Below are 24,129 nucleotides of genomic sequence, written 5' to 3'. Positions count from 1 at the left end.
CGATATGGCTGCGTCGGACCAAGACATCTCCGAGGACGAGCGTGCCGGACTGGAACTCGTGCGGGAGACGGGGGGCATCCACCAGAGCGAGTTCTGGAAGGAACTCGGCGTGTCTTCACGGAAAGGCAGTCGAATCGTCGAGTCGCTCGCCGAAAAGGGACTCATCCAGCGCGAGGAAACTATCTACGAAGGGCACAACACGTACCACCTGACGCCCGCGCCGCGCGACCTCGATTTCTCCCTGTTGATGGCCGGTGACATGCTCTCGCCGTTCATCGGCGACGAGGAGGTCGACCCCCACTCGGACGCCTTCTCCCAGTGGGTGATGAATCTCGCCTACGAAGAGTGAGCGTTTTTTAGGAGAGTCACGAGTACGGCCCGGCATGTTCGCCCGCGGCTGGTCGCCCTCCGACACGCAACGTCGTGCGTTCTCCCTCGTGGTCGGCCTCCTGTTGGTGTTGAACCCCTTCCTCGCCCAGCAGTTCGACCTCGGGGGACCCAGATACGAGTACACTGCCGCGCCGGTCGAACCGGCCGGTGACTCCCTCGATTTCGCGGAAGACACGCGCACACCGTACGGGACGGACCTCCGCGGCGTCGACTGCTACCTCCTCGACCGTCCGTGGACCTGCTACCTCGAAGAGCGCGCGGCAGTGAACGGGTCGGTCACGGTCACCACCGAGCGCGGCTACGACCGACCCAGTGCCGAGTTCGTCCACCTCGAAGGCGGATTCTACCGCCGGACGGCGACCGATATCGAGGACACCGGGCGCGTCGAGTACGAACGCGTCGACGCACAGACGGTGCTGTCGGCAGTGAGCGTCACGCGGGCACGCGCTCCCGACCCGTTCCAGCGAGCGGTTCGGGAGGGGACGGCAACGTCCAGACACGAGTACGAGGCCGCTCGGTTCGTCCGCGATGGCTCGAACTACTACATCGTCGGTCCAGTCGGGTCGGACCGCGGCATCGACGACCGTTGGACTCTGTCCTTCGTGGGAACTGTCCTCGGCCTGCTCGTACTCCGGCGTGGCTACCGACAGTCACTCGTCGGTGACGAGTGAGTGAAGCAGGGTGCTACTCGACGACAGGCCACCGCCCGGTCGACTGGCGAAGCGAACCGCTGGCGGCGAAATTCAGAACACGGAATACGAAGTCGAGAATCGGAGAACAGTCGTCGGTGTGGGCCTCAGACGCCCCGTCCCTGGAGTTTCTCTTCCTCGTCGAGGTCGGCGTTCGCGTCGCCTTTCATCCCCGAGCCGATGCCCTTGGCGATGTCCGCGAGCGTGTCGGGGTCGTCCCAGTTGTTGACCGCTTCGACGATGGCCTCGCCCATCGCCACGGGGTCCTCCGCACCGAAGATACCCGACCCGACGAAGATGCCGTCACAGCCGTGGTGCATCATCAAGGCGGCGTCGGCGGGCGTGGCGATGCCACCGGCCGCGAAGTTGACGACCGGAAGGCGTCCCATCTCTGCCGTCTCGTGGACGAGGGTGATGGGTGCCTCGTGGTCGCGCGCCCACCGCTCGCGCTCCTCGTGAGTCATCCCCTTGAGTTCGCGTATCGACCCCTTGATGTTGCGCTGGTGGTGGACGGCTTGGTTCACGTCGCCCGTCCCGGCCTCGCCTTTCGTGCGAATCATCGCCGCCCCTTCGTGGACGCGACGGAGGGCTTCCTCGAGGTTGCGCGCGCCGCAGACGAACGGCGACGTGAAGTCGCGCTTGTCGATGTGGAAGCGGTCGTCGGCGGGCGTCAGCACTTCGGACTCGTCTATCATGTCCACGCCGAGCGACTCCAGAATCTGGGCCTCCTTCGTGTGACCGATTCGGGATTTGCCCATCACCGGGATGGACACCTCGTCGATGATGCCCTCGACGTCGACGGGGTCGGGCATCCGGGCGACGCCGCCCCGCTTGCGGATGTCGGCGGGGACTGCTTCGAGTGCCATCACCGCAACAGCACCCGCGTCCTCGGCAATGCGGGCCTGTTCGCGGTTGACCACGTCCATGATGACCCCGCCTTTCTGCATCTTGGCGAACCCGCGCTTGACCAACTCGGTCCCGCGCTGGAGGTCTTCCAAATCGGTCGCGTCTGACATACTCCTTCGTAGGGTCTTGACGCACTTAACACGTCTCCTTTGCCGGGCGAGCACCGCCAGCGAGTGGCCGCCGCGAGCGGTCAGTCGGACCAGTGACCACTAGGGTTTTGCCACCCCCGGCCGTGCCTCCGGGCATGGCAGTACGCGACGCCGGGCGACGGTTCGAGCAGTTCGTCGCCCGGTACTTCGGCGGCCGACTCCCCGACCGAGAGTCACTCCCGTGGTACGTCTCGCCCCTTCCCGCGTGGCTGGAAGACGCCGCCCTTCGGTTGGCGTGGCCCATCGCCCTCGTGAACCTCGTCGGGACGGCCTTCGGCTTCTGGTACTACGGGTTCCAGCCGGTTCCGACGTCGACGCCGCTGGTGACCGGCCAGTTCGCAATCACGCCGCCGGAGATGTGGGTGTTCGTCCCCGATAGCCCCGTCGCAACTGCGTTCATCGGCCTCTCGCTCGTCGCGTGGCGACTCGACTGGGAAGCCGATTGGCTCCACGTCATGGCGTTTTTCGGCTGTATCAAACTCGGCCTGTGGACGCCCTACGTCCAGTTGGGTATCAACGGTCTCGGACAGACGCCGCTGTGGCTCTATCACTTTCTGGTCTGGAGCCACCTCGCGATGGCCGTCGAAGCCTTCCTCGTCCACCGCTACAGCGACTTCCCGGTGTGGGCCGTCGCCGTCGCCACCGTCTGGTATCTCGGGAACGACATCGTGGACTACTTCGTCCCCGTCGTCGGTGACCCGCACCACACCCTGCTGACGGCGGAGTTTACCGCCGACGGCATCAACCACGCGCTTCCCGCCCACGACGCCGCGGCCGCTGGAGCCGTGTTCCTGACCGTGTTGGCCGTCTTCCTCGCGTTGGCGACACGAGTGAAGAAGGTCGAACGGACCTGACCCCCCTCGGAATCCGCACCCTCGGACGATCACGAAGGTTTTGTTTACGGCTGTTTTCGTGAGAAATAATTACCTCAACGGAATTGTAGTGAGCGTAATATGTTCGACGAAACCACGCGACGGGACGTCCTCGGGCTGGCCGCAGGTGCGGTCGCCACGGGCGTCGCAGGCTGTAGTACCGACAGTGAAGCCGAAACGACGGCCGAAAGTGACGGCGAAACCACGACGAGCGGTGACGGTGAGGCGACGACAGACGAGAGCGGGACGACAGCCGACGGGACCGAGACGGGACCGTACCGGAACGGCGTCGCCGAGGACGCGTCGGTATCTCTCGCCGTCCCGGCCGACGGGACGACAGCGAACAGCCCGTACCTCCAGTGGGACGCCGAGGCCGATGGCGTCACCATCGAGGAGTCCGGCGAGGTGAACGAGGGCGCGGGCCACTACCACGTCCTCGTCGACACGGACCCGGTCGAGCCCGGCGAGACCATCCCGAGCGATGACCAGCACGTCCACTACGGCACCGGCCAGGCCGACGGGGTCCTCGAACTCGAACCCGGCGACCACACGCTCCACCTACAGGTCGCAGACGGGGCGCACACCGCGATGGCACTGACCGACACCGTCGAGGTGACCGTCGAGGACACGGCCAATCTTGACCTCTCGACGACAGTCGACGGGAGTACCGTCGAGTGGGAGGTGACCGCAACGGACTACACCATCGAGCCGTCCAGCGAGGGGATCAACTCGAACGCCGGCCACCTCCACGCCGTCATCGACACCGACCACGTCCCCGTGGGCGAGGTCATCCCGAGCGACGCGAACCACATCCACTACGGCGACGGGTCGACGAGCGGGAGCATCGACCTCGCCGGACAGCTCGGTGACGAGTACGAATCCGGTGAACACACCATCCACTTCCAGGTCGGTTCCGGCTCACACCGGGCGACGATGGTCCACGCGCACACGACCGTCACGACCGAATAATCACCACCGGACGGCTTCTTATTCCCCGTTCTCGTCGCTGTCGGCGTGGGCACGCACCCACAGTTCACCGATGCGCGAGAGGCGGGTTCGGTACGACTTCCCGTGTTCCTCCTGTTCGATGTAGCCCTTCCCGCCCGGCCCCAGTCGGTCGACGTTGTAGATGACCTTCGAGCGGAACGAGTCGGTGTACTCCTCGCCGAGTTCGAGCGCGAGTTCCTGTGCCAACTCCGAGACGGACTCGAACTCGCCGTGTTCGCCGAGCGTGAACAGGATTATCTCCTCGAAGGGCTTGACGTTCGAGAACGACGCGACCGGGAGTTCCACGATGTGGCTCCCGTCGATTTCCTTCGCGCCGATGGTCGTCCCGCGCTCGTCGAACTCCGCGAGCAAGTCCCGTGCGGCGGTGAGCCGCTCGGTCACGCGATCGTCGTCCACGTCGTCGTCCAAGTCCGAGAGGAGGGCGATCTGCCGCCGGAGTTCCTCCGCGAGTTCCGTTTCGAGGTACTTCTCCGGCACCGTGTAGTAGGTGTGGATGCGGTCACGGTCGGCCTCCCGCTCGACCATAATCGAGTGGGCGGCGGTGGCGAAGGCAAAGGAGACAGTCCGTGGCATCGCGGAGATGTTGACCCACACCTCGTCGTCGTCGGCCACCCGCGGGTTGCGCTCGGTGGCGTCCTCGGCGTCCCGTCCCCGGTCGAGTTCGGTCATGATGAGGTCGTAGGCCTGCTCGAACGCCTCGTCGTAGTCGTACACGTCGTCGACCACGATGCGTTCGGTTTCGGCCCCGAGCAGGTTCCGGAAGTCCGTCTCCAACTTCTCGGCGAGGTTCCGGGAGTACTCGACGTTCGCCTCGCTCCCGACTGCCCCCTCCAGCAGGATAACGCGGTCCACGTCCAACTGCTCCCGGACGAGCGGCGCGATGAGCCGGTCGTAGTCGAAGCCGACCGGGACGATGTGGGTCTGCATGACTGACGTTACTTAGCTCGGGATGTTAAGCGTTCGAGTCTCCGACCGGCCCGCGAGTCCGGCCGAACACGGCCCCGGCGGCGGTGGCTCGAAGACACAGCGGTGCGGTCAGTCCGCCGACAGCCCGTCGTAGAGGCTCGCGTCCTCGGTGGCAGAGGGGGAGGTGACGAACGACACGCCGACGGTCAGCACCAGCCCGAGTGCCATCCCCGCGAGCGACGGCGAGAAGCCGCCGAGGCCGGGGGCGAACGGGAGGACGTAGGCGTCGGGGAACACGCCCGCGAGGGTGCTGTAGTAGGGGACGAACGGAATCGAGTCGATGACGCTCGGAACGTAGAACAGTTGACTCCCGACGACGCCGGCGAGCATCCCGTCACGGGTCGTGCCCTGCCAGTAGAGCGCGACAAGGACGGGCAGTGTGAGTTGCGCGAACCCGCCGAAGGCCGTGTCGCCGATTTGGATGAGCGTCCCCGGCCGGAGGAGGCTCAGCCCGAAGGAAACCAGCGCCAAGAGGACCACACCGGCCTGCCCGACGAGGGCTTCCCGGCGGTCGGTGACGCCCGTGGCGACCTGTCGGTACACGTCACGCGTCAGGTACGACGACCCGGACAACAGCATCGAGTCGCTGGAGGACATCATCGCGGCCATCGCGCCCGCGACGACCAGCGCGGCGAACCACGCGGGCGTGTACTCGTTCAGCAACAGTGGGAGGACGTTCTCGCCCGCGTCGGCCGTGATGCCGAGTCCCTGCGCCCACGCGCCGAGCATGAACGCCGGGACGAACAGCAGGAGGACGAGGACGGGCCAGAGCGTGAACGTCCGCTTGATGACGGCCTTCGACTGCGCGACGAAGAACCGCTGGTTCACCTGCGGGAACATCGTCACCCCGAACGCGATGGAGATAGCCGTCGAGAGGACGAACGCGGGCGAGTAGAGGCCGCCACCCAGCGCGAGGAACTCGGGGTTCGTCTCGGCCAATCGGGACGTGGCGGCACTCGGGCCACCGACGGCGGCGAGGACCCACGCGGCGGCCAGCCAGACCATCCCGAGCATGAATAGCCCTTGGAGCGTGTCGGTCCACGCCACCCCACGCATACCGGAGATGGTCACGTACACAATCATGAACAGCGTGATACCGCCCGCGCCGACCCAGTAGGGAACGGCCCCCTCAGTCAGCGCGACGAGTGCCGTCCCGGCACCTTGTTGCTGGAGCATCACGTACGGCACCAGCCAGAATAGGCTGACTCCGGCGACGAACACCCGCAACAGACGCGACCCGAACCGGTCGCCCAACATCTCCCCGAGCGTGACGTAGCCGTGATCCTGTCCGACCAGCCACTGTTTGTAGCCGACGACGTACCACAGGATGCCGAAGATGACGCCGTCCATCAGCCCCATCACCAGTATCCACTCGGGGCCAGCACTGAACGCGAGGTTCGGCCCGCCGAAGAAAGTGAACGCCGACAACAGCGTCGCGAACGTCGTGAACAGGAGGACGAGCGTCCCGAACGTCCGGCTGGCGAGGAAGTAGTCCTCGGCGGTCCGGTCGGACAGTCGGTAGGCGAGGAGGCCGACGCCGAGGGCCACGAGCAGGTACGCGGCGACGATACCGAGTTGCAGCGTCGTCTCAGCCATCGACACCACCCCCCTCGATGCCGGTGCCCCACGCGTGCCGGGCGAAGACGGCGAAGACGACGGCAGTCAGGCAGAGCCACCCGACGTGCCACCACACCCAGACCGGCAGTCCGGCGACGACACCGCTTTCGCCCCACAGGAACCACGGCACCGCCAGTGCCATCAGTACGAGTGCGACCACACCCCAGCCGAGCGTCGCGTTCGACACCGCCATATGTACTACGTCTTCCTACCGAAGTCGCTTAGTAGTGTCGGATGTGAACGGAGACGAGTATCGAAGAGATTTTTCCATCAATACTGCGGACGCGTCGGCGGGCGGGATACGCTCGGGCGCGGTGGGACCGAGGGGTAGGTATTAGGGACGCACGGGGCGTAGTCAGAGGTGGTTCCATGGTCGCCATGGATTCATCATCATCACGCGGTTCACAACACCGCCCCACACAGGGGCAGTTCACCAATGCAAGATACAGCGAAATATCTCATTCACGCGGACATCACCGCCAACGGGGTGGTAGAGCGGAGTGACGTCGTCGGCGCGATATTCGGCCAGACGGAAGGGTTGCTCGGCGGCGAACTCGACCTCCGGAACCTACAGGAGTCCTCGAAGGTCGGTCGCATCGACGTGACGGTCCAATCGGAGGCAGGCCGGTCGTTCGGCGACGTGACCGTCGCCAGCGGCCTCGATAAGGTAGAGACGGCTATCCTCGCGGCGGCCCTCGAAACGATCGACAGGGTCGGCCCGTGCCGGGCGGACTTCGAGGTGACGGGCCTCGAGGACGTACGGGCGGCCAAGCGTCGGCAGATAGTCGAGCGAGCGACGGACCTGCTGGCGGACTTCGAGGCCGAGGCCACCACCAGCGAGGACCTCGTCGAGGAAGTCCGGCAGGCGGTGCGCGTCGAGGACATCACCGAGCACGAGGGACTCCCGGCCGGGCCGCGGGTCGCCGACAGCGACGCCATCGTCGTCGTCGAAGGACGCGCCGACGTGCTCCAGTTGCTCCAGTACGGCATCAAAAACGCTATCGCCGTCGAGGGCACCAACGTTCCCGAGGCAGTCGCGAGCTTGACCGACGGACGCACCGTCACGGCCTTCCTCGACGGTGACAGGGGCGGCGACCTCATCCTCAAGGAGCTCCTGCAGGTCGGGGCCGTCGAGTACGTCGCGTTCGCGCCCGAGGGCCGTTCCGTCGAAGAACTCGCACGCGACGAAGTGATGACTGCCCTCCGCAACAAGGTCCCGGTGGACGCCGTCGCCGACGCGAACGCGCCCCACGAGCGAGTCGCCGCCACGGACGGGAGCGCGCGCCCGGCACCGCCCGGCACGACGGACGACACGGCACCACGGCCCGAGAGGGACGCAGACTCGGAGGCGGCGACCGACAGTCAAGTCACACAATCAGACGCGACCGAGAACGAACCCGACGAGCAGACTGACGACGAGCGGCCTACCGACACGCAGGCGACGGAGCGTCCCGACGCCGAACAGACGGACACCGCCGACACGGCCGAGACGGACGACCCGCCCCCGACGCCGGAGACCATCGCCGGCCACGTACAGGCAGTCATCGGCGAGGAGACTGGCGAGGTAGTCCTCCTCGACAGCGAGTTCGAACGGCTCGGAACCGCGCCGGCCGCGGACGCGTTCGAGGCCGTCGCGGAGAGCGAGCGGGTCCCGGCGACCGTCGTCCTCGACGGGGAACTCGGCCAGCGCGTCCTCGACGTGGCCGCCCAGCGCGGCGTCGAGCAAATCGTCGCCCGCTCGACGGGCGAGTTCGTGAAACGGCCGACGGACGTTCGGGTCCGAACCGCCGCTCAGTTCGAACTCGACGCCTGAACGGGGCGCGCCAACACGAGGGCGTCCCCGTCCTCGTAGTGTTCGGGCAGCAGCGACCGGACGCCGAACCCGTGACTGTCGTAGAACGCCCGCGCCCGGCGGTCCCCTTCGTGGACGGTGAGCGTCAGCCGTTCGTGCCCGGCCGCGACGAGTCGGTCGGCGAGCGCGTCGAGCAGTGCCGAGCCGTGCCCCTCCCGCCGGTGGCCCGCAGCGACGGCGAGTTCTGCGAGGTAGGCGTCCGCACCCTCCGGCACGGCGACGGCGTAGCCGACGGGCGTGTCGGCGTCGAGAGCCGTCGCCGCTCCGTGGTGTCCGCGTGGCGTGGAGACGAGTACCACCGGCGGCCCCTCGATGGCCGGTTCGAGGAGGCCGTCCCACGGCTCCGCGAGCGACGCCAACTGGAGCGCGCGAAGTCGTGGCAGGTCCTCGGGCGTGGCCGCTCGAATCATAACGTCGTCAGCCCGACGGCGACGGCGAACGCGCTACCGACCAGCGCGGCGACCAGCGTGGCGAGGAAGTTGACGCCCTGATTGCCGACGTACCGCCCCTCGATGGTGGCCCCGAACAGACTGTCGGCAGTCATCCCGAAGATACCGGCGGCCACGATGACCGCGGCACCGAGTGGGCCGACGGTATCGAACATGAGTGCGGCGATACCGGCGACGATGCCCGCACCGACGAGGCCAGCGAGTTCACCCTGCCACGTCACGCCGCCGTCCGTCCCCGGCGGAACGGGTTCGAGCGTGGTGATGAGTCGCGGGTTGTCCGCGAGACCGCCGAGTTCGGAGGACAGCGTGTCGCTCATCGCCGCCGCGACGGCTCCGGCGAAGGCAAAGAGGAACAGGTCGGGCGACGCCGGGATGTGGGAAGGACTCGCCGCCCCCGCGACGAGTGCGAACAGCGCGGTCAGTGAGTTGGCGAGGACGTTCCCACTCCCGCGTGCTCCCTCGTTCTCCTCGGCGATGCCGCGCTCTAGCTTCTCGTCGTAGCGGAACTTCGTCGACAGCCCGCCGATGCCGAAGAAGGCGATGAGGATGGCGAACCAGCCGTAATCACCGAGGACGATGGCGAACAGGCCGAGGAGGACGCCGGTCAGCATGCCGGGGAGGGAGGCCGTCTCCAAGGCGTAGGAGATGTACCCCAGTCCGACAGTCACCCCGAGTGCCACGGCGATACGCGTCGTCGTCACGCTGACGGCGAGGTCCGCGAACAGCCACAGCAGAAGTGCCACGGAGACGACCACGAGCGGGTCGTCGCGGGCGAACAACACCGCACGGAGCAAGGACGCGAGGAGCGCGCCACTCGCGGCGAAAAAGAGGAGCGTCGGGACCGACAGCGACCCGGCCACCAGCGTCACCGCGAGGTACCCCGCTCCGGTCCCGGCGAGGAACCCGCCGGTGACGAACCCTGCCGTCCCGAGGATTACCTCCGCCGTCCGCACCCGGACGAGTTGCTCCGCGACGTTCCCGTACGCGAGGACGAACACGGCAACGACGAAGACGGGCACGGGTAGCCCGAACTGGAAGGATAGCAACGCCAACCCGGCGATTGCGAGGGCGAACCCGGCGAGGCCGTACAACCGGCCGTCCTGTCTGTCGCCGGGGCGCGCGAACAACTCGAACAGCGGCCCCTCGTCGACGACGTACAGCGCGAGGACGGCGATGGCGATGAACGGGGCCGTCCCGGCAACCGTCGCGACTGCCGTCGACGCGACGCTGCTGACGTACGGCACGGCCAGCGCGACGGTTCCGACCAGCGCGAAGGCCCCCGCTCGCCGGGCACTCGTTGTCACGTCCCGGAGGTATCCCCGAGAGGTACTTAACAACCACCTTTTTCCCGCTCGGGTGACGCGCCCTGTGCGTCACCGCTCGCGGCAAAGACGTGGTTCCCGCGAACGGAGTGAGCGGGTGCTCGAAAGACGCGCAGTGTCTTTCGGTGGCGAAAAAAGCGGAACTCGCTCCGCGAGTTCCGTGAACCGCGGCCCTCCGTGCCGCGTACGCTGGTCCCCTCCGCACCATCCCCGCACCGCCAGCCGTGACCTTCATTGCTCGGCCCACGGAAGCCCGACTGTGGGACTGTACGACCGGTACCTCGCGGTGCGGACGCGCTGGAGCGACCAAGCGCGCCCGGAGAACGTCGCCGTCGTCCTCACCGAGCGTGACCTGCTGGAACAGGGTGCCTACGACACGATGGGAGCGTTTCTCCGGTGGACCTTCGAGTGCGGCGCGGACCGCGTGATGGTGTACGTCAGCGTCTTGGACGAGGAGGCCGCCCCGACGCTCCGCCGGGAACTCGAATCGGTCGACGCGCCGCGAGCAGTCGCCGTCCGGGGCCCGAACGACAACCGGCGGGCCGACGCACCCATCCAGATTTCTATCGGCCTCGGTGGCAAACACGAGTTCGCGACCGCCGTCCAGCGCGTCACCGAAGAAGTCGAGGACGGCGATTTGGTCCCGGAGGACATCGGAGAGGAAGACATCGAGGAGCGACTGGTCTTCCCGACCGACCCCGACCTCGTCATCAAGACCGGTGCCGAACGGCTCTCCGATTTCATGATTTGGCAGTCGGTCTACTCCGAGTTGTACTTCACCGACGTGAACTGGCAGAACTTCCGCAAGCGCGACTACTTGCGGGCAATCCGGGACTATCAGGACCGTCAACGTCGGTTCGGGGAGTAGCTCACACGTCCAGTGCCGCGAACGGGCCGTCCGCGGCCGCCGAGAGACGGTCGAACTGGTCGTCGGTGAGCGATACCGCCGCCGCCCCGAGGTTCTCCGTGAGTTGCTCGACGGTCCGCGCGCCGACGATGGGTGCCGTCACACCGGGATGGGCGAGCAGCCACGCGAGCGCGACTTGCGTCGGTGTGCCACCGGTTTCGGCGGCGACCTCCCGGACCACGTCGAGCGTGTCGAAGTTCTCCGCAGTGAGGTAGCGGTCGGCCCACCCCGGCCGGTCGGCCGCCGTGGAGGATTCGGGCACGTCACCGTCGCGCTCGTACTTGCCGGTGAGAAAGCCCTGTCCCAGCGGACTCCACGGGCAGACGCCGAGGCCGTATGCCTCGCACATCTCCAAGTACGGCCCCTCTATCTCGCGGTTGACGAGGTTGTACCGGGGCTGTGTGACGGTGAACGGCTCGAAGCCCTCCCTGCAGGCGAGTTCGTTCGCTCGTGTGACCTTCCACGCGTTCGGGACGAGTGTCGACGCCCCGAGGTAGTGGACGCGGCCGTCGCGCACGAGGCCGTCGAGCGTCCGCATGAACTCACGAACCGGTACGTCGTCGTCCCAGCGGTGGATGTAGAGCACGTCCACGTAGTCGGTGTCGAGCCTGTCGAGCGTCCGGTCGATCTGCCGGCGGATATGCTTGCGCCCGAGACCTTGGCGGTTCGGACCGTCGCCGACCGGGAGGTACACCTTCGATGCGACGACGTAGTCCTCGCGGTCGCGGTCGGCCAACCACTCACCGATCCACCGTTCGCTGTCCCCGTCGCCGTAGTAGTCCGCGGTATCGATGAACCGGCCGCCAGCGTCCGCGTAGGCGTCGAGCAGGTCCATCGCAGTGTCGCGGCCGATTTCCAACCGGCCGGCATCCGTCTCGCGACCGAACCGCCACGTCCCAAAGCAGAGTTCGCTCACCTGCAACCCCGTGCGCCCGAGCGACACCGACGAAAGTTCCGCGTCCATAGCTTCCACTATCTGAGCAGGGTGGCATCAACGTTGTCTCGGGAGAGTCCGGACTCAGTCGGCGGCCGGGTCCGCCTCGAACTCCTCGGCGTCGAGTTCTTCGCGCTCACCGCTGGGAAGCGAGTCACGGAACTGTCCGAGGACGCGCCGGGCCTCGTCGAGTTCCGCGCTCCCCATCGCACGGACCAGCACCAACGCGCGGCGGGCGCGTGCAATCCGCCACGACTCCGCGCGGTGTTCGTAGGTCCGGATAGCGCGCAGGAAATCGAGTTTTCTGAACTCCGGCCAGTAGGGCGTACAGAAGAAGACGGCGGCCTCGTTGCCGTTTGCGTGCCACGGCAGGAAGTTCGACGTGCGCTCGTCTCCGCCGGTGCGGAGGATGAGGTCGACGTCACGGACCGGTCCCTCGTAGAGGTACGACTCCACGGTGTCCGCGTCGATGTCCTCGGAGGCGAGCGTCCCATCGGCAACGTCCTTGGCGGCGTCGCGGGCGGCACCGAGCAGTTCGGCGCGGCCGCCGTAGGCCAGCGCGATGTTTAGGTGGAGGCTGTCGTACCCCTCGGTCTGGGACTCGGCGTAGCGGACAGCGTCGCGGACGCGTTCGGGGAGCATGTGCGTCTCGCCGATAGCACGGATGCGCACCTCGCCGTCGTGGACGCGGTCGGCGTCGGCGAACTCGTAGAGTTTCTCCTCGATGAGGTCGAACAGCGACTCCTGCTGTTCCGCCGGGCGGTCGAAGTTCTCGGTCGAGAAGGTGTACAGCGTCAGTTCTTGGACGCCGAACTCGTCACACCAGTTGAGGAGTTGCTCCGTCGTCTCGGCCCCGGTACGGTACCCGTCCGTCGCCTCGCCGCCCTCCTTCCGGGCGTACCGGCGGTTGCCGTCCTGAATGACGGCGACGTGGTCGGGCGCGCCCGACACTTCCCGACGAAGCATGCGCTCGTAGCCGCGTTCTGCTTGTCTGCGAAGCCACGAGAGCATTACGAGTTACCTTTACGTCTCGTGATAAGAGTCTTGTCCTCCGGGACGGCCGTGTCACGCACTGACCCACAGGTTTTTAATACAGGGACGACTTCTGGTCAGGTGCAATGGCGAACGGTACGGTTGATTTCTTCAACGACACTGGCGGCTACGGTTTCATCGATACTGACGACTCCGAGGAAGACGTGTTCTTCCACATGGAGGACATCGGCGGTCCCGACCTCGAAGAGGGTCAGGAAGTCGAGTTCGACATCGTGCAGGCCGACAAGGGCCCGCGCGCGGAAAACTTGACCAGGGTGTGATTACCATGGCACAAGGAACTGTCGACTTCTTCAACGACACCGGCGGTTACGGGTTCATCGAGACCGACGACGCTGACGAGGACGTGTTCTTCCACATGGAAGACGTGGGCGGCCCCGACCTCGAAGAGGGTCAGGAGGTCGAGTTCGATATCGTGCAAGCCGACAAGGGTCCGCGAGCAGAGAACCTGACGCGCCTGTAAGCCAGCCACGGTCACGGTCCCCTGACGCGGGTCAGGTGAACTGCGATTTCCGGGGCACCCGCCCCAGTTTTTCACACCACCCGAGCGGCGGCTACGACAGACCGTGAGAGGTATGTGGCGGGCGCGGCACCTTCCGACAATGACCGACGACCCACGCGACCCGGACCTCTACCAGCGGACAGTCGCACTCCTCGAACCCGGCGACATCGACCTCGCGGGTCTCATCGTCCACACCGACCTCGACAGCGACGACGAGTCACTGCTCCACGAGACGACGCTCGAAATCGGGAACGAAATCGCCGCCCACGCGGGATACGACCCGGGCGACACGTACGTCTACTCCGGTAACGACGACCCCGATTTCGGACTGAACCAACATCAAGGCCTCACGCTCGACGGCGACGAGTTCGTCTGGGAATGCCAGCAACTCGTCCGTGAGGGGACGTTCAGAGTCGTCTTCTACTACGAGGCCAGCGTCGACCAAGACGCACTCCTCGCGGCCCTCCGCGACGCCGGGTACACCGTCGAAGGCGTCACCACCGAGGACGCCTGACCGGCCGGGTCAGTCCCGTCGACAGCAAGCGGACGGTACGTCTCCCGGTCCCACTGGGCGGGAACGCAAGGGCGGATTTATACACGCGCGGTTCAGAGTCTGTCGTATGACTGCAGACCTGTCGCGAGTCGACAGGGCGCTCGTCAACGCCTTCCAAGGGGGGTTCCCCGTCACCGAGCGACCCTTCGAACCAGCGGCCGCCGCGCTCCGCGAACGCGGCGTCGACATCGACGCTGATGAGTTGCTGGCCCGACTAAAGCACCTTGACGACGAAGGGACGCTCACCCGCTTTGGCGCGCTCATCAACGCGGAGGAAATCGGCGGGCAGGCGACGCTCGTGGCGATGCACGCCCCCGAGGACCGCTTCGACGACATCGCCGAGCAGGTCAACGCACACGACGAGGTTGCCCACAACTACGAACGGGAACATCCACATCTCAACATGTGGTTCGTCGTCAGCGTCGCCGACGCCGACAGGGTGAGCGAAGTCCTCGCCGAAATCGAACGCGAGACGGGACAGGAGACGTACAACCTGCCCAAACAGCAGGAGTTCCGTGTCGAGGCCAAGTTCTACGTCGACGGCCCGATTCCCGACGGTGACGTAGACCTCACAGGACACGGCCCCGACGTGACGCCGACGGACCGCGAGACGCTGACGCCCGCGGAGGTGGACCTCGTGGTCGAGATTCAGGACGGCCTCCCACTCACCGCGACGCCGTACCGCGACGTGGCCGAGACCATCGGACAGGACACCGAGTGGGTCCTCGAAACCATCAAGCGGTTCGACGCCGAGGGGAAGGTCCGGCGGGTCGGCGTCATTCCGAACCACTACGCGCTGGGGTACACAGAGAACGGGATGACGGTCTGGGACGTGCCCGACGAGGTGGTCGACGAGGTGGGGCCAGCCATCGCGTCGCTCGGGTTCGTCACGCACTGCTACGAGCGGCCCCGGCACGAGGGGGTCTGGCCGTACAACTTCTTCGCCATGACCCACGGGCGCAGCGAGGCGGAGAGCGAACGGCGGGTCGAACAGGTGCGCGAGCGGATGGCCGAGTTCTGGGACGTGGACGAGGACGACTGGGACACCCTGTTCTCGACCCAGATTCTGAAGAAGACGGGCATCCGACTGGACGAACGAGCGCGGGCGAACACGGCGGCGGACGACTGACAGATGATACCGTTGCTCCACGACTTCACGGACGAGACGGTGTTAGTGGTCGGCGGCGGGAGCGTCGGCGCGCGGAAGGCGCGGCGGTTCGCTCAGGAGGCGCGCGTCGTCGTCGTCAGTCCGGAGTTCGTCGACGCGGACTTCGGCGGTGCAGAGCGCGTCCGGGCTGCCCCCGACGCGGAGGCGGTGACGGAGTGGGTCGAGCGAACCGACCCCGCGCTGGTCGTCGCGGCGACGGACGACCCCGACCTGAACGCCGCCGTCGAGCGTGCGGGCCGGGCGGCGGGCGCGCTGGTCAACCGCACGGACGAACACGGTACCCGCGACGCCGGGAGCGTCGTCGTGCCCGCGACGGTTCGGGACGACCCGGTGGTCGTCGCCGTCGCGACGGGTGGGACGAGTCCCGCATTGAGCCGTCACCTGCGGGAACGTGTCGAGCGTGAGGTTGCGGGCGCGGGCGCGATGGCGTCGCTGACGGGGGACCTGCGCGACCGCTTGCAGTCGCGGGACGTGGCACCCGACGACCGACGGGAGGCGATACGACGGGTCGTCCGAAGCGACGATGTTTGGAAGGGTTTAGATAGGGGAAGGACAAAGGCACGGCAAGCAGCGGAGGACGTGATTTCGGACGTGACGGGTGAGAAACTGTGATGGATGGAACTGGAGTCATCGTCGGTGTGAGCGTCTCGCACGAGCGTGCGAGTGTCGACGACATCGAGGCCGCGAGCGTCGAGAGTCAACGCCGCGGCGTCGAATCGCTACTAACAGAACCCGGCATCGAGGAGGCGTACGTCCTCCAGACGTGCAACCGCGCGGAGGCCTACGTGGTCGCACCCGCGGCGGAGGTCGGCCGGGCGGCACTCGACTCGTATCTCACGGGCGTCGAGGACGTGGCCGTGGAGATGGGACACGAAGAGAGTCTGCGCCACCTCCTCCGCGTGGCGGCGGGGCTCGAATCGGTCGTCCTCGGCGAGGACCAGATACTCGGACAGGTTAGGGACGCCTACGAGGACGCCCGCGGTGGCGGCGGTATCGGGCCGGTGCTCGAGAGCGGCGTCACCAAGGCGATACACGTCGGTGAGCGTGCCCGGACCGAGACAGGCATCAACGAGGGCATCGTCTCGCTCGGGAGTGCCGCCGTTTCGCTCGCTCGCGAGGAGCGCGAAATCGCGGGCGGAACCGCGCTCGTCGTCGGGGCCGGCGAGATGGGGTCGCTCGTCGCGTCGGCACTCGACGGCACCGTCGAGCGAGTCGTCGTCGCCAACCGGACGATACCACACGCCGAACACCTCGCCGCGCGTCTGGACGTCGAGGGACGCGTGGTCGGCCTCGACGGCGTTCCGGCCGCGATGGAACAGGCCGACCTCGTCATCACAGCGACGGGCAGTCCCGAACCGGTCGTCCCGGCCGACGCCTTCGACGAGGCGGGCGAGACGCTGATAATCGACCTCGCACAGCCACGGGACGTGCCGCCGGTCGCCGACGAGCGTGAGGGAGTCGTCGTCTACGACCTCGACACGCTTGAATCGGTCACCGAGGAGTCCCGTGCCCACCGCGCGGAGGCCGCCGAAGCGGTCGAGGCACTCGTCGACGAGGAGTTCGAGCATCTCCTCACCCAGTACAAGCGCCGCCGGGCCGACCAAGTCATCGCGACGATGTACGAGAGTGCAGAGCAGGTCAAGCGGTCCGAACTCAACACCGCGCTCGAAAAACTCGACCTCGACGAGGGAGAGCGCGAGGTTCTCGAATCGATGGCCGACGCCATCGTCGGGCAGTTGCTCGCCGCGCCGACCCGGAGTCTCCGGGACGCGGCCGAAGAGGACGACTGGGCGACCATCAACACCGCCCTCCAACTGTTCGACCCCGACTTCGGCGACGCCGGCACCCCCAACTCCGACACGGGTCCCGAGGAACTGCCCGAGGACGTGCGCGCCGACATGCCGAGTGCCGTCCTCGAACAGTTGGACAACTGAGTTCGCGGGCGGAGGTTTATTTTCCGGGACGCCCATGGGATACCCATGGCAGACTTGCTCTCCGACGAGGAAATCGAGGCACGACTTCCCGAGGGGTGGGAACGCGACGGCGACGAAATCGTCCGCACCTTCGAGTTCGACTCCTATCTCCCGGGCGTGGGCTTCGCATCGGGCATCGGCGGCATCGCCGAGGACGCGTGGCACCACCCCGAGATTACCATCACATGGGGTGAGGTCGAGGTCCGTTTGACCACCCACGACGCCGGGGGTATCACGGAGAAAGACACCGACCTCGCCGCGCGGTTCAACGACGTGTACGAGTGACGGACCCGGCAGACGGAGGGTGTCGGTCCGGGTGACGAATCCGACGCGAACCTCGGCCTGTTCAACGCCGACAGCGTCCCGGCAGTCACGTCGAAGTACCTCGGGTCGAGCATCCACGTCCAGGAGTAGTCAGTCGGCGAACTTCGCGGCCGCACGTGACCAGTCCCACGGCTTGTACTGCAGGTCGGGCATCGCGTCGGCCGGAGTCACGTCGTACCGCGCGAGGAGACGACGGATACCGCGCGGGCCGCCGAAGTCGCCGCGGTACCAGCGGAACAGTCGCGGGAGGCGGACCACGTCGGCCGCGGCGTCGTACGTCACGGCCGAGCGGAGGTACGCCGCCGTCGCGCGGTCCAACTGCTCGTCGATGCGGTCGGCCTCGTAGACGCGGATGGCCGGGCAACTCTCCGCCCCGCAGTTCAACACGAAGTGAATCCGCGGGTCCGGGATGGGAACGCGGTACCGCATCTCGAAGGTTCGTGGCAGGAACCGTGGGAGATAGCCCAGTCCGTACTTGCTCTTGGACCCGCGGAGGATGCCGTGTTCCATCTCGTCGAGGGTCACGTCGGTCCCGGCGACGGTGAGGGCGGTGGCGTTGAAAAACCGGAAGAATCGAAGCGGGCTCTCGTAGAGGTGGGGTCGTCGGTCAAGCAGGAGTTGGGTACCGGCGTTGTAACAGTTCGCCCAGAACGCGAGCGCGGCCCGGGAGTCCGCTCGAATCGGTTCGAGGTCGGCGTCGTCGTAGGCGGCGAGGGTGGCGAGGTATGGGTCGGGCGAGTCACCGGCCCGGAGCGCGCTCAACAGGTCGCGGGCACAGTCCGTCGGCGCCATCGCCGTGTCGGCGGTCACCCCGGGGTCGTGGACGCTGTCGAGCGACATACGCAAACCAGCGGACGGGCGTGAAAAAGGGTTCCGCGGGTGGGCACCGGTCGTGCCCGTCGGTACCGTGTTGTGGGCGGCGTGCACGGCCCCCACAGAGTTATGATAGTTCTTTCCTACCGGACCCGCATGAGTAACGAACCGAGGGAACTGGCCACGACGACGAGCATGTGCCCGTCGTGTCTGGAGCGAGTCCCGGGGACCTACGAACTCCGCGGGGAGAGCGTACACCTCACGCGCTCGTGTCCGGACCACGGCACGACCAGTAGACGGGTGTGGGGCTCACTCGACCACTGGGAGTGGGCGGGCGAGTTCGGCCCCGAAGTAGGCGGCGACGCCGACCCGGACGGCGCGTTGACCGTCGACAACGACCACGCGTGTCTGGCCGTCGTGGAGGTGACCGAGGACTGCAACCTGTCGTGTTCGTTCTGTTTCGCCAGTTCCGGCCCCGGCGGGGACCACCGACCGTTCGAGGAGGTCGTGGAGTTACTCGACACCATCCGCGATACCGGCGGTCCGCGTCCGGTACAGTTCTCGGGCGGTGAGCCGACGGTCCGCGACGACCTGCCGGAACTGGTCGAGAAAGCCCAGTCGATGGGGTTCGAACACGTCCAGGTCAACACGAACGGTCTCCGCCTCGCGACGGAGGACGGCCACGCCGAGACGCTCGCCGAGGCGGGCGTCACCGCCGTCTATCTCCAGTTCGACGGGCTGGAGCCGGAGACCTACGAGCAGGTCCGGGAAGTCGACATCGCCGAGCAGAAACACGAGGCAATCGCGGCGTGTCGGGGTGCGGACCTGCCGGTGGTACTCGTCCCCACCGTCGTCCCGGACGTGAACGACCACGAGATGGGCGACATCGTGCGGTTCGCGCTCGACAACCTCGACGTCGTGGAGTCGGTCAACTTCCAGCCGGTCGCACAGTTCGGCCGGTACGACGACCACGGTGGGCGGTTCTCACTCGACCAAGCCGCCGCGGCACTCGCGGACCAACTCGCGGGCATCGACCGCCGGGACCTGCTCCCGATTCCCTGCTGTTCGTCGTACTGCCAGATGGCGACGGCACTCAAGCCGGACGGGGAGGGCGGTGCGACGCCGCTGACGCAGTTCGTCGACGACGAGATGTTCGCCTCGCTGTCGGGCATGGTCGACGAGTCGGACTGGATGGAACTGCTCGCCAACACCACCGCCGGACAGGAGCGGGCGTGTTCGGCCGCTGGCTGTTGCGGGCCGGACCTGCCCGAGGGTGCGGCGGACTTGCTGGGCGAGGTGTTGCCCGTCTCGCTGACCGGTTTCATGGACGCGGCCGCCGCCGACGTGGAACGACTCGACAACTGCTGTATCTCCGTGCCGACGCCCGACGGCGAGTTGGTGCCGTTCTGTGCGTACAACATGACGACCGACGACGGCGAGTACGCCCTCCGCAACCGCAACGACTGGGGCGGGCGGCCGAGCGTCGATGCGGGGACGGACGCGGCCCTCGACGTGGATGGCGTCGCCGTCGCGGACGACGCGATACCGGACGGAGAGTATCCGACGGCGGGTGACGGGGACGACTGAGATGCAGAACCCACTCGACGCCGCGCTCTCGAACCCGTGGGGCGCGCTCCGACGCGTCGTCGGTGACCCGCTTCACCCCGGCGGGTACGAGGCCACGGAGCGACTGCTCGACCGGGCCGACGTGACCGCGGACACCAAACTGCTCGACGTTGGCTGTGGTGCGGGCGGCGCGCTCGAACTGGCGCGGAACCGCGGCGCGTCGGCCGTGGGACTGGACCGCGACCCGGCGGGCGACGGGACGGTGGCAGGCGAGGTGACGAGCCTCCCGGTCCGCACGGGACACGTCGACGTGGTGCTCTCCGAGTGTGTCGTCTGTCTGGCCGACGACGTGGACAGCGCGCTCGCCGAGGCGCGACGCGTCACCGGACCGGACGGCCGCTTGGCACTCTCGGACGTCGTGGTCGAGGGCGAGACGCCGGACGTGCCCGACCCGATGGCGCGGGCACTCTGTCTCGACGGGCCACGTGACCGCGAGACGTTGCTCGCCCGCATCGAGGGGGCGGGCTTCGCAGTCGGCGAGGTGCGGGACCAGCGGGATGACCTGCTGGCGATGCGCGACGACGTGCAGTCGGCAGTCGACTACGAGGGGCTGTTGGGACTGCTGGGCGAGCGCGGAGAGCGGATACTGGCGGGCATCGAGGCCCTCGAAGCGGCCGTCGAGTCCGGCGAAGTCGGCTACGTCTCGCTGGTCGCGGAGGCCACGTAGTCACTCGGGGTGCTCGTCGGCGGCCGTCCGGGCCGTCCCGACGAGAATCGTCCCGCCGTTGTACCGCGTGACGGAGGACTCGGGAAACACCGAATCGAGTGCCCTCGGCACGTCCTGCTCGGGGTTCCAGTTCGTCGTGAGCGCGAACAGGCGGTCCGTGAGTGGGTTGAGGAGGGTGAGCGGGAACCGCTGGAACCGGCCCGCGTCGAGGACGGCAATCCGACCACCCGGTCGGAGCGCGGCGGCGGCTTCCCGGAGTGCTGTCGTCACGTCGGGCATCGCGGTGAGCGACATCGCGGCGTAGGCGGCGTCGAAAGTGTCGTCGGCGACCGGGAGGGCCGTCCCGTCACCGCGCACGGCGTGGACGTTGTGCCACTCCGCGGCGCGAGTACGAGCCTGCTCGACCATGCCAGCACTGTAGTCGACGCCGACGACATGGCCCGACTCGCCCACGGCGTCGCGGAGTCGCTCGAAGTTCGACCCCGGCCCACAGCCCAGTTCGAGAACGGACTCGCCCGGCGCGAGCGAGAGTGCGTCGACGCCACGCCGCCGAAACGTCCGTTCCCTGCCGGAGAATGCCACGGCGTAGAGGAGGTGGCGGGCGAACCGGTGGCGACTCCACCAGTCGTACACCCGCTGGCCGCGGTCCGCCGTCTCGGCACGCCCGTGGGGTCCGGTCATCGGACCGGGCTACGGCTACCGTGGCCTTCGGCGTTTCCCCACCCCGGCGGCGGAAGGCACTTACTTACTAACTGACTACAACCGGGAGAGACGAGCGATGGATATCGGCGACCACGACGTGTGGGTCCTCGACCTCGACGGCACGCTCGTGGACGTGGAACCGACCTACGTCCACCGCGTGTTCGAGCGGGTCGGTGACCGCCTCGGCCGCCCGTTCAGCGACGCGGAGGCGGAGACCATCTGGCACGGGTTCGGCGGGTCGCGCAACGAGCAGTTGCGCGAGTGGGGCGTCGACGTGGACGCGTTCTGGGAGACGTTCCACGACGTCGAGGACGCGAGTGCCCGCGCCGAACACACCTACCTCTACGACGATGCTGCCGTCGTAGGCACCATCGACGAGCCGGTCGCGCTGGTCACCCACTGCCAGCAGTACCTCACCGACCCGGTGTTGGACCGACTGGACATCCGAGACTGGTTCGACACGGTGGTCTGTTGTACCGAGGAGACGGGGTGGAAACCGGACCCGGAACCGGTCGAGATGGCACTCGACGGCGTCGGTCACGCACACGGAGGAACCGACGGCGTCCTCGTCGGTGACGGGCCACACGACATCGGCGCGGCGTGGAACGCTGGCCTCGACGGGGTCCACGTGGAGCGACACGGCCACGAGCGGCGCGGTCAGTGTGTCCTCGGTGATGCCCGCGTCAGTAGCCTCGACGCGCTCCCCGACACCGTCGGGTCGGGCAGTGACTGACTACTCGGTGGCGTACCCCGGCAGGTCGGCGAGGACCGCGTCCGCGTTCTCGACGACCTCGCGGAGTGCCTCGACGCCCTCCTTGCCCGTTCGCTCGGGGTTGACGAGGACGGACGTGGACTGCTCGCCGAGCGACACGAACCCGAGGCCGAGTTGCTCGGCGGTCGCACGCAGGCCGAGTCCGGCGTCGGCGTCCCCGGCGGCGACCCGTCGGGCCGGACTCTCGTGGGCGCGGACCGTCATGTCGTAGCCGTCGATGGCGTCGGTCAGGGCGGCGCGGTCGGTGTCGCGGTCCGTCGCGAGTGCTGCGAGCGCGTCGTCGAGCGCGCGCCGGAGGCCGCTGTTCTGCCCCCGGTTGACGAAGCGCGCGTCGCGGTCCACGAGGTCCGCGAGACCCGTCACGTCCGCGGGGTTGCCAGCGGGGACGAGTACACCCCACTCGCGGGTCCACCCGCCGGCGCGTTCGTACTCGTCGTCCGCCCCGTCGGAACCGGCGACCACCGCGAAGTCGGGAACGCCGTCCCGGAGGCGGCGACGCCCCTCACGGGTCCCCAACGAGAGATAGCGCGGACGGTCGAGGCCGTCGAGGAAGCGGGAGAACGCGGGGTCGTCCTCCCCGACGCCGTAGACGGACGGGACGCGAACGTCCGGCGAGAACAACTGGACGGTCACCGCCTCGTCGGCCGCGAGGTACTCCGTCTCGGCCGGCACCTCCACCAGTCCGTCGGCTTCCACGAGGCTGGTGGTCGCACCGCTGCCCTTGTCGACGGGGTAGACGAGCGTGTCGCCGCGTTCGTCCGCGACCGTTCCCACGGGCATCAGGCGGCGACGGCCCTCGGCGTACCGCTCCTCGACCGCCATCCGGCCGTCGATGGTCGCCGTCCGCGGTTCCGGGAGGCCGGCGGCCTCGCGGATGGCCGGCGCGACGAACGTCCGGAAGATAGTCAGTGCCGACACCGGATAGCCGGGGAGGCCGACGTACGCCGAGTCGGCGAGGCGGCCCACCAGCATCGGTTTGCCGGGCTTGACCGCGACGCCGTGGAGGAGCAACTCACCCTGCTCCTCGATGACGCGATAGATGACGTCCACGGCCGAGGCACTGGTCGACCCCGAGGACAACACGAGGTCACACTCGGCGGCGGCCTCGGTCAGGATTCGCTCCATCTCCGCGTAGTCGTCGCCCACGGGCCTGTCGGCCCGTTCTGGGCTGGCGGCTGAAGCCGCCCCGCCCGCGTGAGGGTAGAGGGCTGCCTCGCCGCCCGCCTCCTCCACCGCCGTGGCGGTGGTGTAGCTGTTCACGTCGTATATCTCCCCGGCGGCCGAGTGCAGGTCCTCGCCGGGTCGGACGAGTTCGTCGCCCGTCGAGATGATGCCCACCGTCGGTGCCGCCCGGACTGGCACCTCGTCGACGCCGAGTGCCGAGAGGAGGCCGATTTCGCGGGGCGTCAGTTCGGTGCCGGGACCGAGTGCCCGCTCCCCGGCCGCGATGTCCGCACCGGCGACCATCACGCGGTCACCGGGCGCGACGGACGTGCGAACCAACACCTCGTCGCCCTCGGTGTCAGTCCGCTCGACCATCACGACGGCGTCCGCGCCGTCGGGCAGGACTGCACCGGTCGAGATTTCGGCGGCGGTCCCGTCGGTGACGGTCACGTCCGGTTCCTCGCCCGCGTGGACCGCCCCGGTCAGTTCGAGGCGTGCCGGGTCGGCCTCGTCCGCGCCGAACGTGTCGCGGGCACGAACCGCGTAGCCGTCGACGCTGGCGCGGTCGAACCCCGGCACGTCGAGCGTCGCGTCGACGCGCTCCGCGAGGACTCGCCCCCGGGCCTCCCGGAGCGGGACGTGTTCGGTCCCACCGCCCAAATCGAGCGACGCGATGGCCTCGTGGGCCGCCTCGGGCGGCGCGAGGTCACGGAACTCCTTGCGGTCGCTCATCGGGCCACCTCCCGGGGCATCA

27 protein-coding genes and 1 pseudogene are annotated in these 24,129 nt (G+C 67.7%); 17 read left to right on the top strand and 11 right to left on the bottom strand.

The features are described from left to right. The first annotated feature begins 4 nt into the window (after positions 1-4). Both MUG95_RS13990 and MUG95_RS13985 read left to right on the top strand, forming a co-directional pair. Entirely contained in the window at positions 5-349 is a 345-nt protein-coding gene (locus MUG95_RS13990; RefSeq protein WP_247008836.1) for a helix-turn-helix transcriptional regulator, read from the top strand. Between the two features lie 34 nt (positions 350-383). Next, entirely contained in the window at positions 384-1,061 is a 678-nt protein-coding gene (locus MUG95_RS13985; protein WP_247008835.1) for a DUF8127 domain-containing protein, read from the top strand. 125 nt (positions 1,062-1,186) lie between these two features. Here MUG95_RS13985 and pdxS read toward each other — a convergent pair whose 3' ends face one another. Then, complete coding sequence (gene pdxS / locus MUG95_RS13980) at positions 1,187-2,095, bottom strand: pyridoxal 5'-phosphate synthase lyase subunit PdxS (protein ID WP_247008834.1); 909 nt, start codon at positions 2,093-2,095, stop codon at positions 1,187-1,189. A gap of 134 nt (positions 2,096-2,229) precedes the next feature. Here pdxS and MUG95_RS13975 point away from each other — a divergent pair, with 134 nt between their 5' ends. Both MUG95_RS13975 and MUG95_RS13970 read left to right on the top strand, forming a co-directional pair. Beyond that, entirely contained in the window at positions 2,230-2,988 is a 759-nt protein-coding gene (locus MUG95_RS13975; protein ID WP_247008833.1) for a DUF1405 domain-containing protein, read from the top strand. Between the two features lie 99 nt (positions 2,989-3,087). Then, positions 3,088-3,975 carry a DUF4399 domain-containing protein gene (locus tag MUG95_RS13970; RefSeq protein ID WP_247008832.1) on the top strand — a complete coding sequence of 296 codons (888 nt, stop codon included), beginning with the start codon at positions 3,088-3,090 and terminating at the stop codon, positions 3,973-3,975. Between the two features lie 18 nt (positions 3,976-3,993). On the opposite strand, the gene MUG95_RS13965 is transcribed toward MUG95_RS13970, so the two are convergent. The 3 genes from MUG95_RS13965 to MUG95_RS13955 all read right to left on the bottom strand — a co-directional run bounded on the left by MUG95_RS13965 (position 3,994) and on the right by MUG95_RS13955 (position 6,790). After that, positions 3,994-4,941 carry an HFX_2341 family transcriptional regulator gene (locus tag MUG95_RS13965; protein ID WP_247008831.1) on the bottom strand — a complete coding sequence of 316 codons (948 nt, stop codon included), beginning with the start codon at positions 4,939-4,941 and terminating at the stop codon, positions 3,994-3,996. A gap of 108 nt (positions 4,942-5,049) precedes the next feature. Continuing rightward, positions 5,050-6,576, bottom strand: coding sequence for a sodium:solute symporter family protein (locus MUG95_RS13960; RefSeq protein ID WP_247008830.1), 1,527 nt, complete (start codon positions 6,574-6,576; stop codon positions 5,050-5,052). Beyond that, on the bottom strand, positions 6,569-6,790 hold the full coding sequence (locus MUG95_RS13955; RefSeq protein ID WP_247008829.1) for a DUF3311 domain-containing protein: 222 nt from the start codon (positions 6,788-6,790) through the stop codon (positions 6,569-6,571). Before MUG95_RS13955 ends, MUG95_RS13960 begins: the two co-directional genes overlap by 8 nt. 243 nt (positions 6,791-7,033) lie before the next feature. Between MUG95_RS13955 and dnaG the strand changes: the two genes are divergently transcribed. After that, positions 7,034-8,410 carry a DNA primase DnaG gene (gene dnaG, locus MUG95_RS13950; RefSeq protein ID WP_247008828.1) on the top strand — a complete coding sequence of 459 codons (1,377 nt, stop codon included), beginning with the start codon at positions 7,034-7,036 and terminating at the stop codon, positions 8,408-8,410. Here the strand turns inward: dnaG and MUG95_RS13945 are convergent. Together MUG95_RS13945 and MUG95_RS13940 are read right to left on the bottom strand one after the other, a co-directional pair. Then, positions 8,389-8,859, bottom strand: a complete 471-nt coding sequence (locus tag MUG95_RS13945; protein ID WP_247008827.1) for a GNAT family N-acetyltransferase — start codon at positions 8,857-8,859, stop codon at positions 8,389-8,391. The two genes, dnaG and MUG95_RS13945, sit on opposite strands and share 22 nt — an antisense overlap. After that, a complete protein-coding gene (locus tag MUG95_RS13940) occupies positions 8,856-10,202 on the bottom strand; it encodes a DUF92 domain-containing protein (RefSeq protein ID WP_247008826.1) in 1,347 nt (448 codons plus the stop codon). The genes MUG95_RS13945 and MUG95_RS13940 overlap by 4 nt, the downstream gene beginning before the upstream one ends. A gap of 277 nt (positions 10,203-10,479) precedes the next feature. On the opposite strand from MUG95_RS13940, the gene MUG95_RS13935 reads away from it, so the two are divergent. Next, positions 10,480-11,088, top strand: a complete 609-nt coding sequence (locus MUG95_RS13935) for an undecaprenyl diphosphate synthase family protein (protein WP_247008825.1) — start codon at positions 10,480-10,482, stop codon at positions 11,086-11,088. 1 nt (position 11,089) lies between these two features. Here the strand turns inward: MUG95_RS13935 and MUG95_RS13930 are convergent, their stop codons facing one another. After that, complete coding sequence (locus MUG95_RS13930) at positions 11,090-12,091, bottom strand: aldo/keto reductase (RefSeq protein WP_247008823.1); 1,002 nt, start codon at positions 12,089-12,091, stop codon at positions 11,090-11,092. A 54-nt stretch (positions 12,092-12,145) separates the two neighbouring features. After that, on the bottom strand, positions 12,146-13,072 hold the full coding sequence (gene uppS / locus MUG95_RS13925; RefSeq protein ID WP_247008822.1) for a polyprenyl diphosphate synthase: 927 nt from the start codon (positions 13,070-13,072) through the stop codon (positions 12,146-12,148). Positions 13,073-13,179: 107 nt separating this feature from the next. Here uppS and MUG95_RS13920 point away from each other — a divergent pair, with 107 nt between their 5' ends. From MUG95_RS13920 to MUG95_RS17125, 8 genes and pseudogenes are all read left to right on the top strand, one after another. Beyond that, on the top strand, positions 13,180-13,374 hold the full coding sequence (locus MUG95_RS13920) for a cold-shock protein (RefSeq protein WP_247008821.1): 195 nt from the start codon (positions 13,180-13,182) through the stop codon (positions 13,372-13,374). 5 nt (positions 13,375-13,379) lie between these two features. After that, on the top strand, positions 13,380-13,574 hold the full coding sequence (locus MUG95_RS13915; RefSeq protein WP_247008820.1) for a cold-shock protein: 195 nt from the start codon (positions 13,380-13,382) through the stop codon (positions 13,572-13,574). A gap of 139 nt (positions 13,575-13,713) precedes the next feature. Continuing rightward, the gene (locus tag MUG95_RS13910) at positions 13,714-14,127 is read left to right on the top strand and encodes a DUF5778 family protein (protein ID WP_247008819.1); all 414 of its coding nucleotides are present in this window, start codon (positions 13,714-13,716) and stop codon (positions 14,125-14,127) included. A 106-nt stretch (positions 14,128-14,233) separates the two neighbouring features. Then, the gene (gene ahbB, locus MUG95_RS13905) at positions 14,234-15,295 is read left to right on the top strand and encodes a siroheme decarboxylase subunit beta (RefSeq protein WP_247008818.1); all 1,062 of its coding nucleotides are present in this window, start codon (positions 14,234-14,236) and stop codon (positions 15,293-15,295) included. Between the two features lie 3 nt (positions 15,296-15,298). After that, complete coding sequence (locus tag MUG95_RS13900; protein WP_247008817.1) at positions 15,299-15,946, top strand: precorrin-2 dehydrogenase/sirohydrochlorin ferrochelatase family protein; 648 nt, start codon at positions 15,299-15,301, stop codon at positions 15,944-15,946. Next, positions 15,943-17,268 carry a glutamyl-tRNA reductase gene (gene hemA / locus MUG95_RS13895; RefSeq protein ID WP_247008816.1) on the top strand — a complete coding sequence of 442 codons (1,326 nt, stop codon included), beginning with the start codon at positions 15,943-15,945 and terminating at the stop codon, positions 17,266-17,268. The genes MUG95_RS13900 and hemA overlap by 4 nt, the downstream gene beginning before the upstream one ends. A 45-nt stretch (positions 17,269-17,313) precedes the next feature. Next, on the top strand, positions 17,314-17,592 hold the full coding sequence (locus MUG95_RS13890) for a 4a-hydroxytetrahydrobiopterin dehydratase (RefSeq protein ID WP_247008815.1): 279 nt from the start codon (positions 17,314-17,316) through the stop codon (positions 17,590-17,592). A gap of 48 nt (positions 17,593-17,640) precedes the next feature. Beyond that, positions 17,641-17,721, top strand: a pseudogene (locus MUG95_RS17125) (LWR-salt protein); the annotation flags it as partial. Here MUG95_RS17125 and MUG95_RS13885 read toward each other — a convergent pair. Continuing rightward, positions 17,722-18,471: a DUF547 domain-containing protein gene (locus MUG95_RS13885; protein ID WP_247008814.1), complete on the bottom strand. Its 750-nt coding sequence runs from the start codon at positions 18,469-18,471 to the stop codon at positions 17,722-17,724. It abuts the pseudogene before it with no gap. A gap of 129 nt (positions 18,472-18,600) precedes the next feature. On the opposite strand from MUG95_RS13885, the gene MUG95_RS13880 reads away from it, so the two are divergent. Further along, the gene (locus tag MUG95_RS13880; RefSeq protein ID WP_247008813.1) at positions 18,601-20,031 is read left to right on the top strand and encodes a radical SAM protein; all 1,431 of its coding nucleotides are present in this window, start codon (positions 18,601-18,603) and stop codon (positions 20,029-20,031) included. A 1-nt stretch (position 20,032) separates the two neighbouring features. Then, entirely contained in the window at positions 20,033-20,737 is a 705-nt protein-coding gene (locus tag MUG95_RS13875) for a class I SAM-dependent methyltransferase (protein ID WP_247008812.1), read from the top strand. Here the strand turns inward: MUG95_RS13875 and MUG95_RS13870 are convergent, their stop codons facing one another. Further along, positions 20,738-21,418, bottom strand: a complete 681-nt coding sequence (locus MUG95_RS13870; protein WP_247008811.1) for a class I SAM-dependent methyltransferase — start codon at positions 21,416-21,418, stop codon at positions 20,738-20,740. It abuts the gene before it with no gap. A gap of 97 nt (positions 21,419-21,515) precedes the next feature. Between MUG95_RS13870 and MUG95_RS13865 the strand changes: the two genes are divergently transcribed. Next, positions 21,516-22,172 carry an HAD family hydrolase gene (locus MUG95_RS13865; protein ID WP_247008810.1) on the top strand — a complete coding sequence of 219 codons (657 nt, stop codon included), beginning with the start codon at positions 21,516-21,518 and terminating at the stop codon, positions 22,170-22,172. Here the strand turns inward: MUG95_RS13865 and MUG95_RS13860 are convergent, their stop codons facing one another. Next, a complete protein-coding gene (locus tag MUG95_RS13860; RefSeq protein ID WP_247008809.1) occupies positions 22,173-24,107 on the bottom strand; it encodes a molybdopterin biosynthesis protein in 1,935 nt (644 codons plus the stop codon). Positions 24,108-24,129 lie beyond the last annotated feature (22 nt).

This window comes from Halorientalis litorea (assembly GCF_023028225.1).
Taxonomy (GTDB): Archaea; Halobacteriota; Halobacteria; order Halobacteriales; family Haloarculaceae; genus Halorientalis; species Halorientalis litorea.
This window is presented reverse-complemented; position numbering and strand designations above follow the sequence as displayed.

Excerpts from the sequence above, each read along its gene's own strand:
- MUG95_RS13990 (WP_247008836.1), top strand. The coding sequence starts at position 5 with ATGGCTGCGTCGGACCAAGACATCTCCGAGGACGAGCGTGCCGGACTG.
- MUG95_RS13985 (WP_247008835.1), top strand. The coding sequence starts at position 384 with ATGTTCGCCCGCGGCTGGTCGCCCTCCGACACGCAACGTCGTGCGTTC.
- pdxS (WP_247008834.1), bottom strand. The coding sequence starts at position 2,095 with ATGTCAGACGCGACCGATTTGGAAGACCTCCAGCGCGGGACCGAGTTG.
- MUG95_RS13975 (WP_247008833.1), top strand. The coding sequence starts at position 2,230 with ATGGCAGTACGCGACGCCGGGCGACGGTTCGAGCAGTTCGTCGCCCGG.
- MUG95_RS13970 (WP_247008832.1), top strand. The coding sequence starts at position 3,088 with ATGTTCGACGAAACCACGCGACGGGACGTCCTCGGGCTGGCCGCAGGT.
- MUG95_RS13965 (WP_247008831.1), bottom strand. The coding sequence starts at position 4,941 with ATGCAGACCCACATCGTCCCGGTCGGCTTCGACTACGACCGGCTCATC.
- MUG95_RS13960 (WP_247008830.1), bottom strand. The coding sequence starts at position 6,576 with ATGGCTGAGACGACGCTGCAACTCGGTATCGTCGCCGCGTACCTGCTC.
- MUG95_RS13955 (WP_247008829.1), bottom strand. The coding sequence starts at position 6,790 with ATGGCGGTGTCGAACGCGACGCTCGGCTGGGGTGTGGTCGCACTCGTA.
- dnaG (WP_247008828.1), top strand. The coding sequence starts at position 7,034 with ATGCAAGATACAGCGAAATATCTCATTCACGCGGACATCACCGCCAAC.
- MUG95_RS13945 (WP_247008827.1), bottom strand. The coding sequence starts at position 8,859 with ATGATTCGAGCGGCCACGCCCGAGGACCTGCCACGACTTCGCGCGCTC.
- MUG95_RS13930 (WP_247008823.1), bottom strand. The coding sequence starts at position 12,091 with ATGGACGCGGAACTTTCGTCGGTGTCGCTCGGGCGCACGGGGTTGCAG.
- uppS (WP_247008822.1), bottom strand. The coding sequence starts at position 13,072 with ATGCTCTCGTGGCTTCGCAGACAAGCAGAACGCGGCTACGAGCGCATG.
- MUG95_RS13920 (WP_247008821.1), top strand. The coding sequence starts at position 13,180 with ATGGCGAACGGTACGGTTGATTTCTTCAACGACACTGGCGGCTACGGT.
- MUG95_RS13915 (WP_247008820.1), top strand. The coding sequence starts at position 13,380 with ATGGCACAAGGAACTGTCGACTTCTTCAACGACACCGGCGGTTACGGG.
- MUG95_RS13910 (WP_247008819.1), top strand. The coding sequence starts at position 13,714 with ATGACCGACGACCCACGCGACCCGGACCTCTACCAGCGGACAGTCGCA.
- ahbB (WP_247008818.1), top strand. The coding sequence starts at position 14,234 with ATGACTGCAGACCTGTCGCGAGTCGACAGGGCGCTCGTCAACGCCTTC.
- MUG95_RS13900 (WP_247008817.1), top strand. The coding sequence starts at position 15,299 with ATGATACCGTTGCTCCACGACTTCACGGACGAGACGGTGTTAGTGGTC.
- MUG95_RS13890 (WP_247008815.1), top strand. The coding sequence starts at position 17,314 with ATGGCAGACTTGCTCTCCGACGAGGAAATCGAGGCACGACTTCCCGAG.
- MUG95_RS13885 (WP_247008814.1), bottom strand. The coding sequence starts at position 18,471 with ATGTCGCTCGACAGCGTCCACGACCCCGGGGTGACCGCCGACACGGCG.
- MUG95_RS13880 (WP_247008813.1), top strand. The coding sequence starts at position 18,601 with ATGAGTAACGAACCGAGGGAACTGGCCACGACGACGAGCATGTGCCCG.
- MUG95_RS13875 (WP_247008812.1), top strand. The coding sequence starts at position 20,033 with ATGCAGAACCCACTCGACGCCGCGCTCTCGAACCCGTGGGGCGCGCTC.
- MUG95_RS13870 (WP_247008811.1), bottom strand. The coding sequence starts at position 21,418 with ATGACCGGACCCCACGGGCGTGCCGAGACGGCGGACCGCGGCCAGCGG.
- MUG95_RS13865 (WP_247008810.1), top strand. The coding sequence starts at position 21,516 with ATGGATATCGGCGACCACGACGTGTGGGTCCTCGACCTCGACGGCACG.
- MUG95_RS13860 (WP_247008809.1), bottom strand. The coding sequence starts at position 24,107 with ATGAGCGACCGCAAGGAGTTCCGTGACCTCGCGCCGCCCGAGGCGGCC.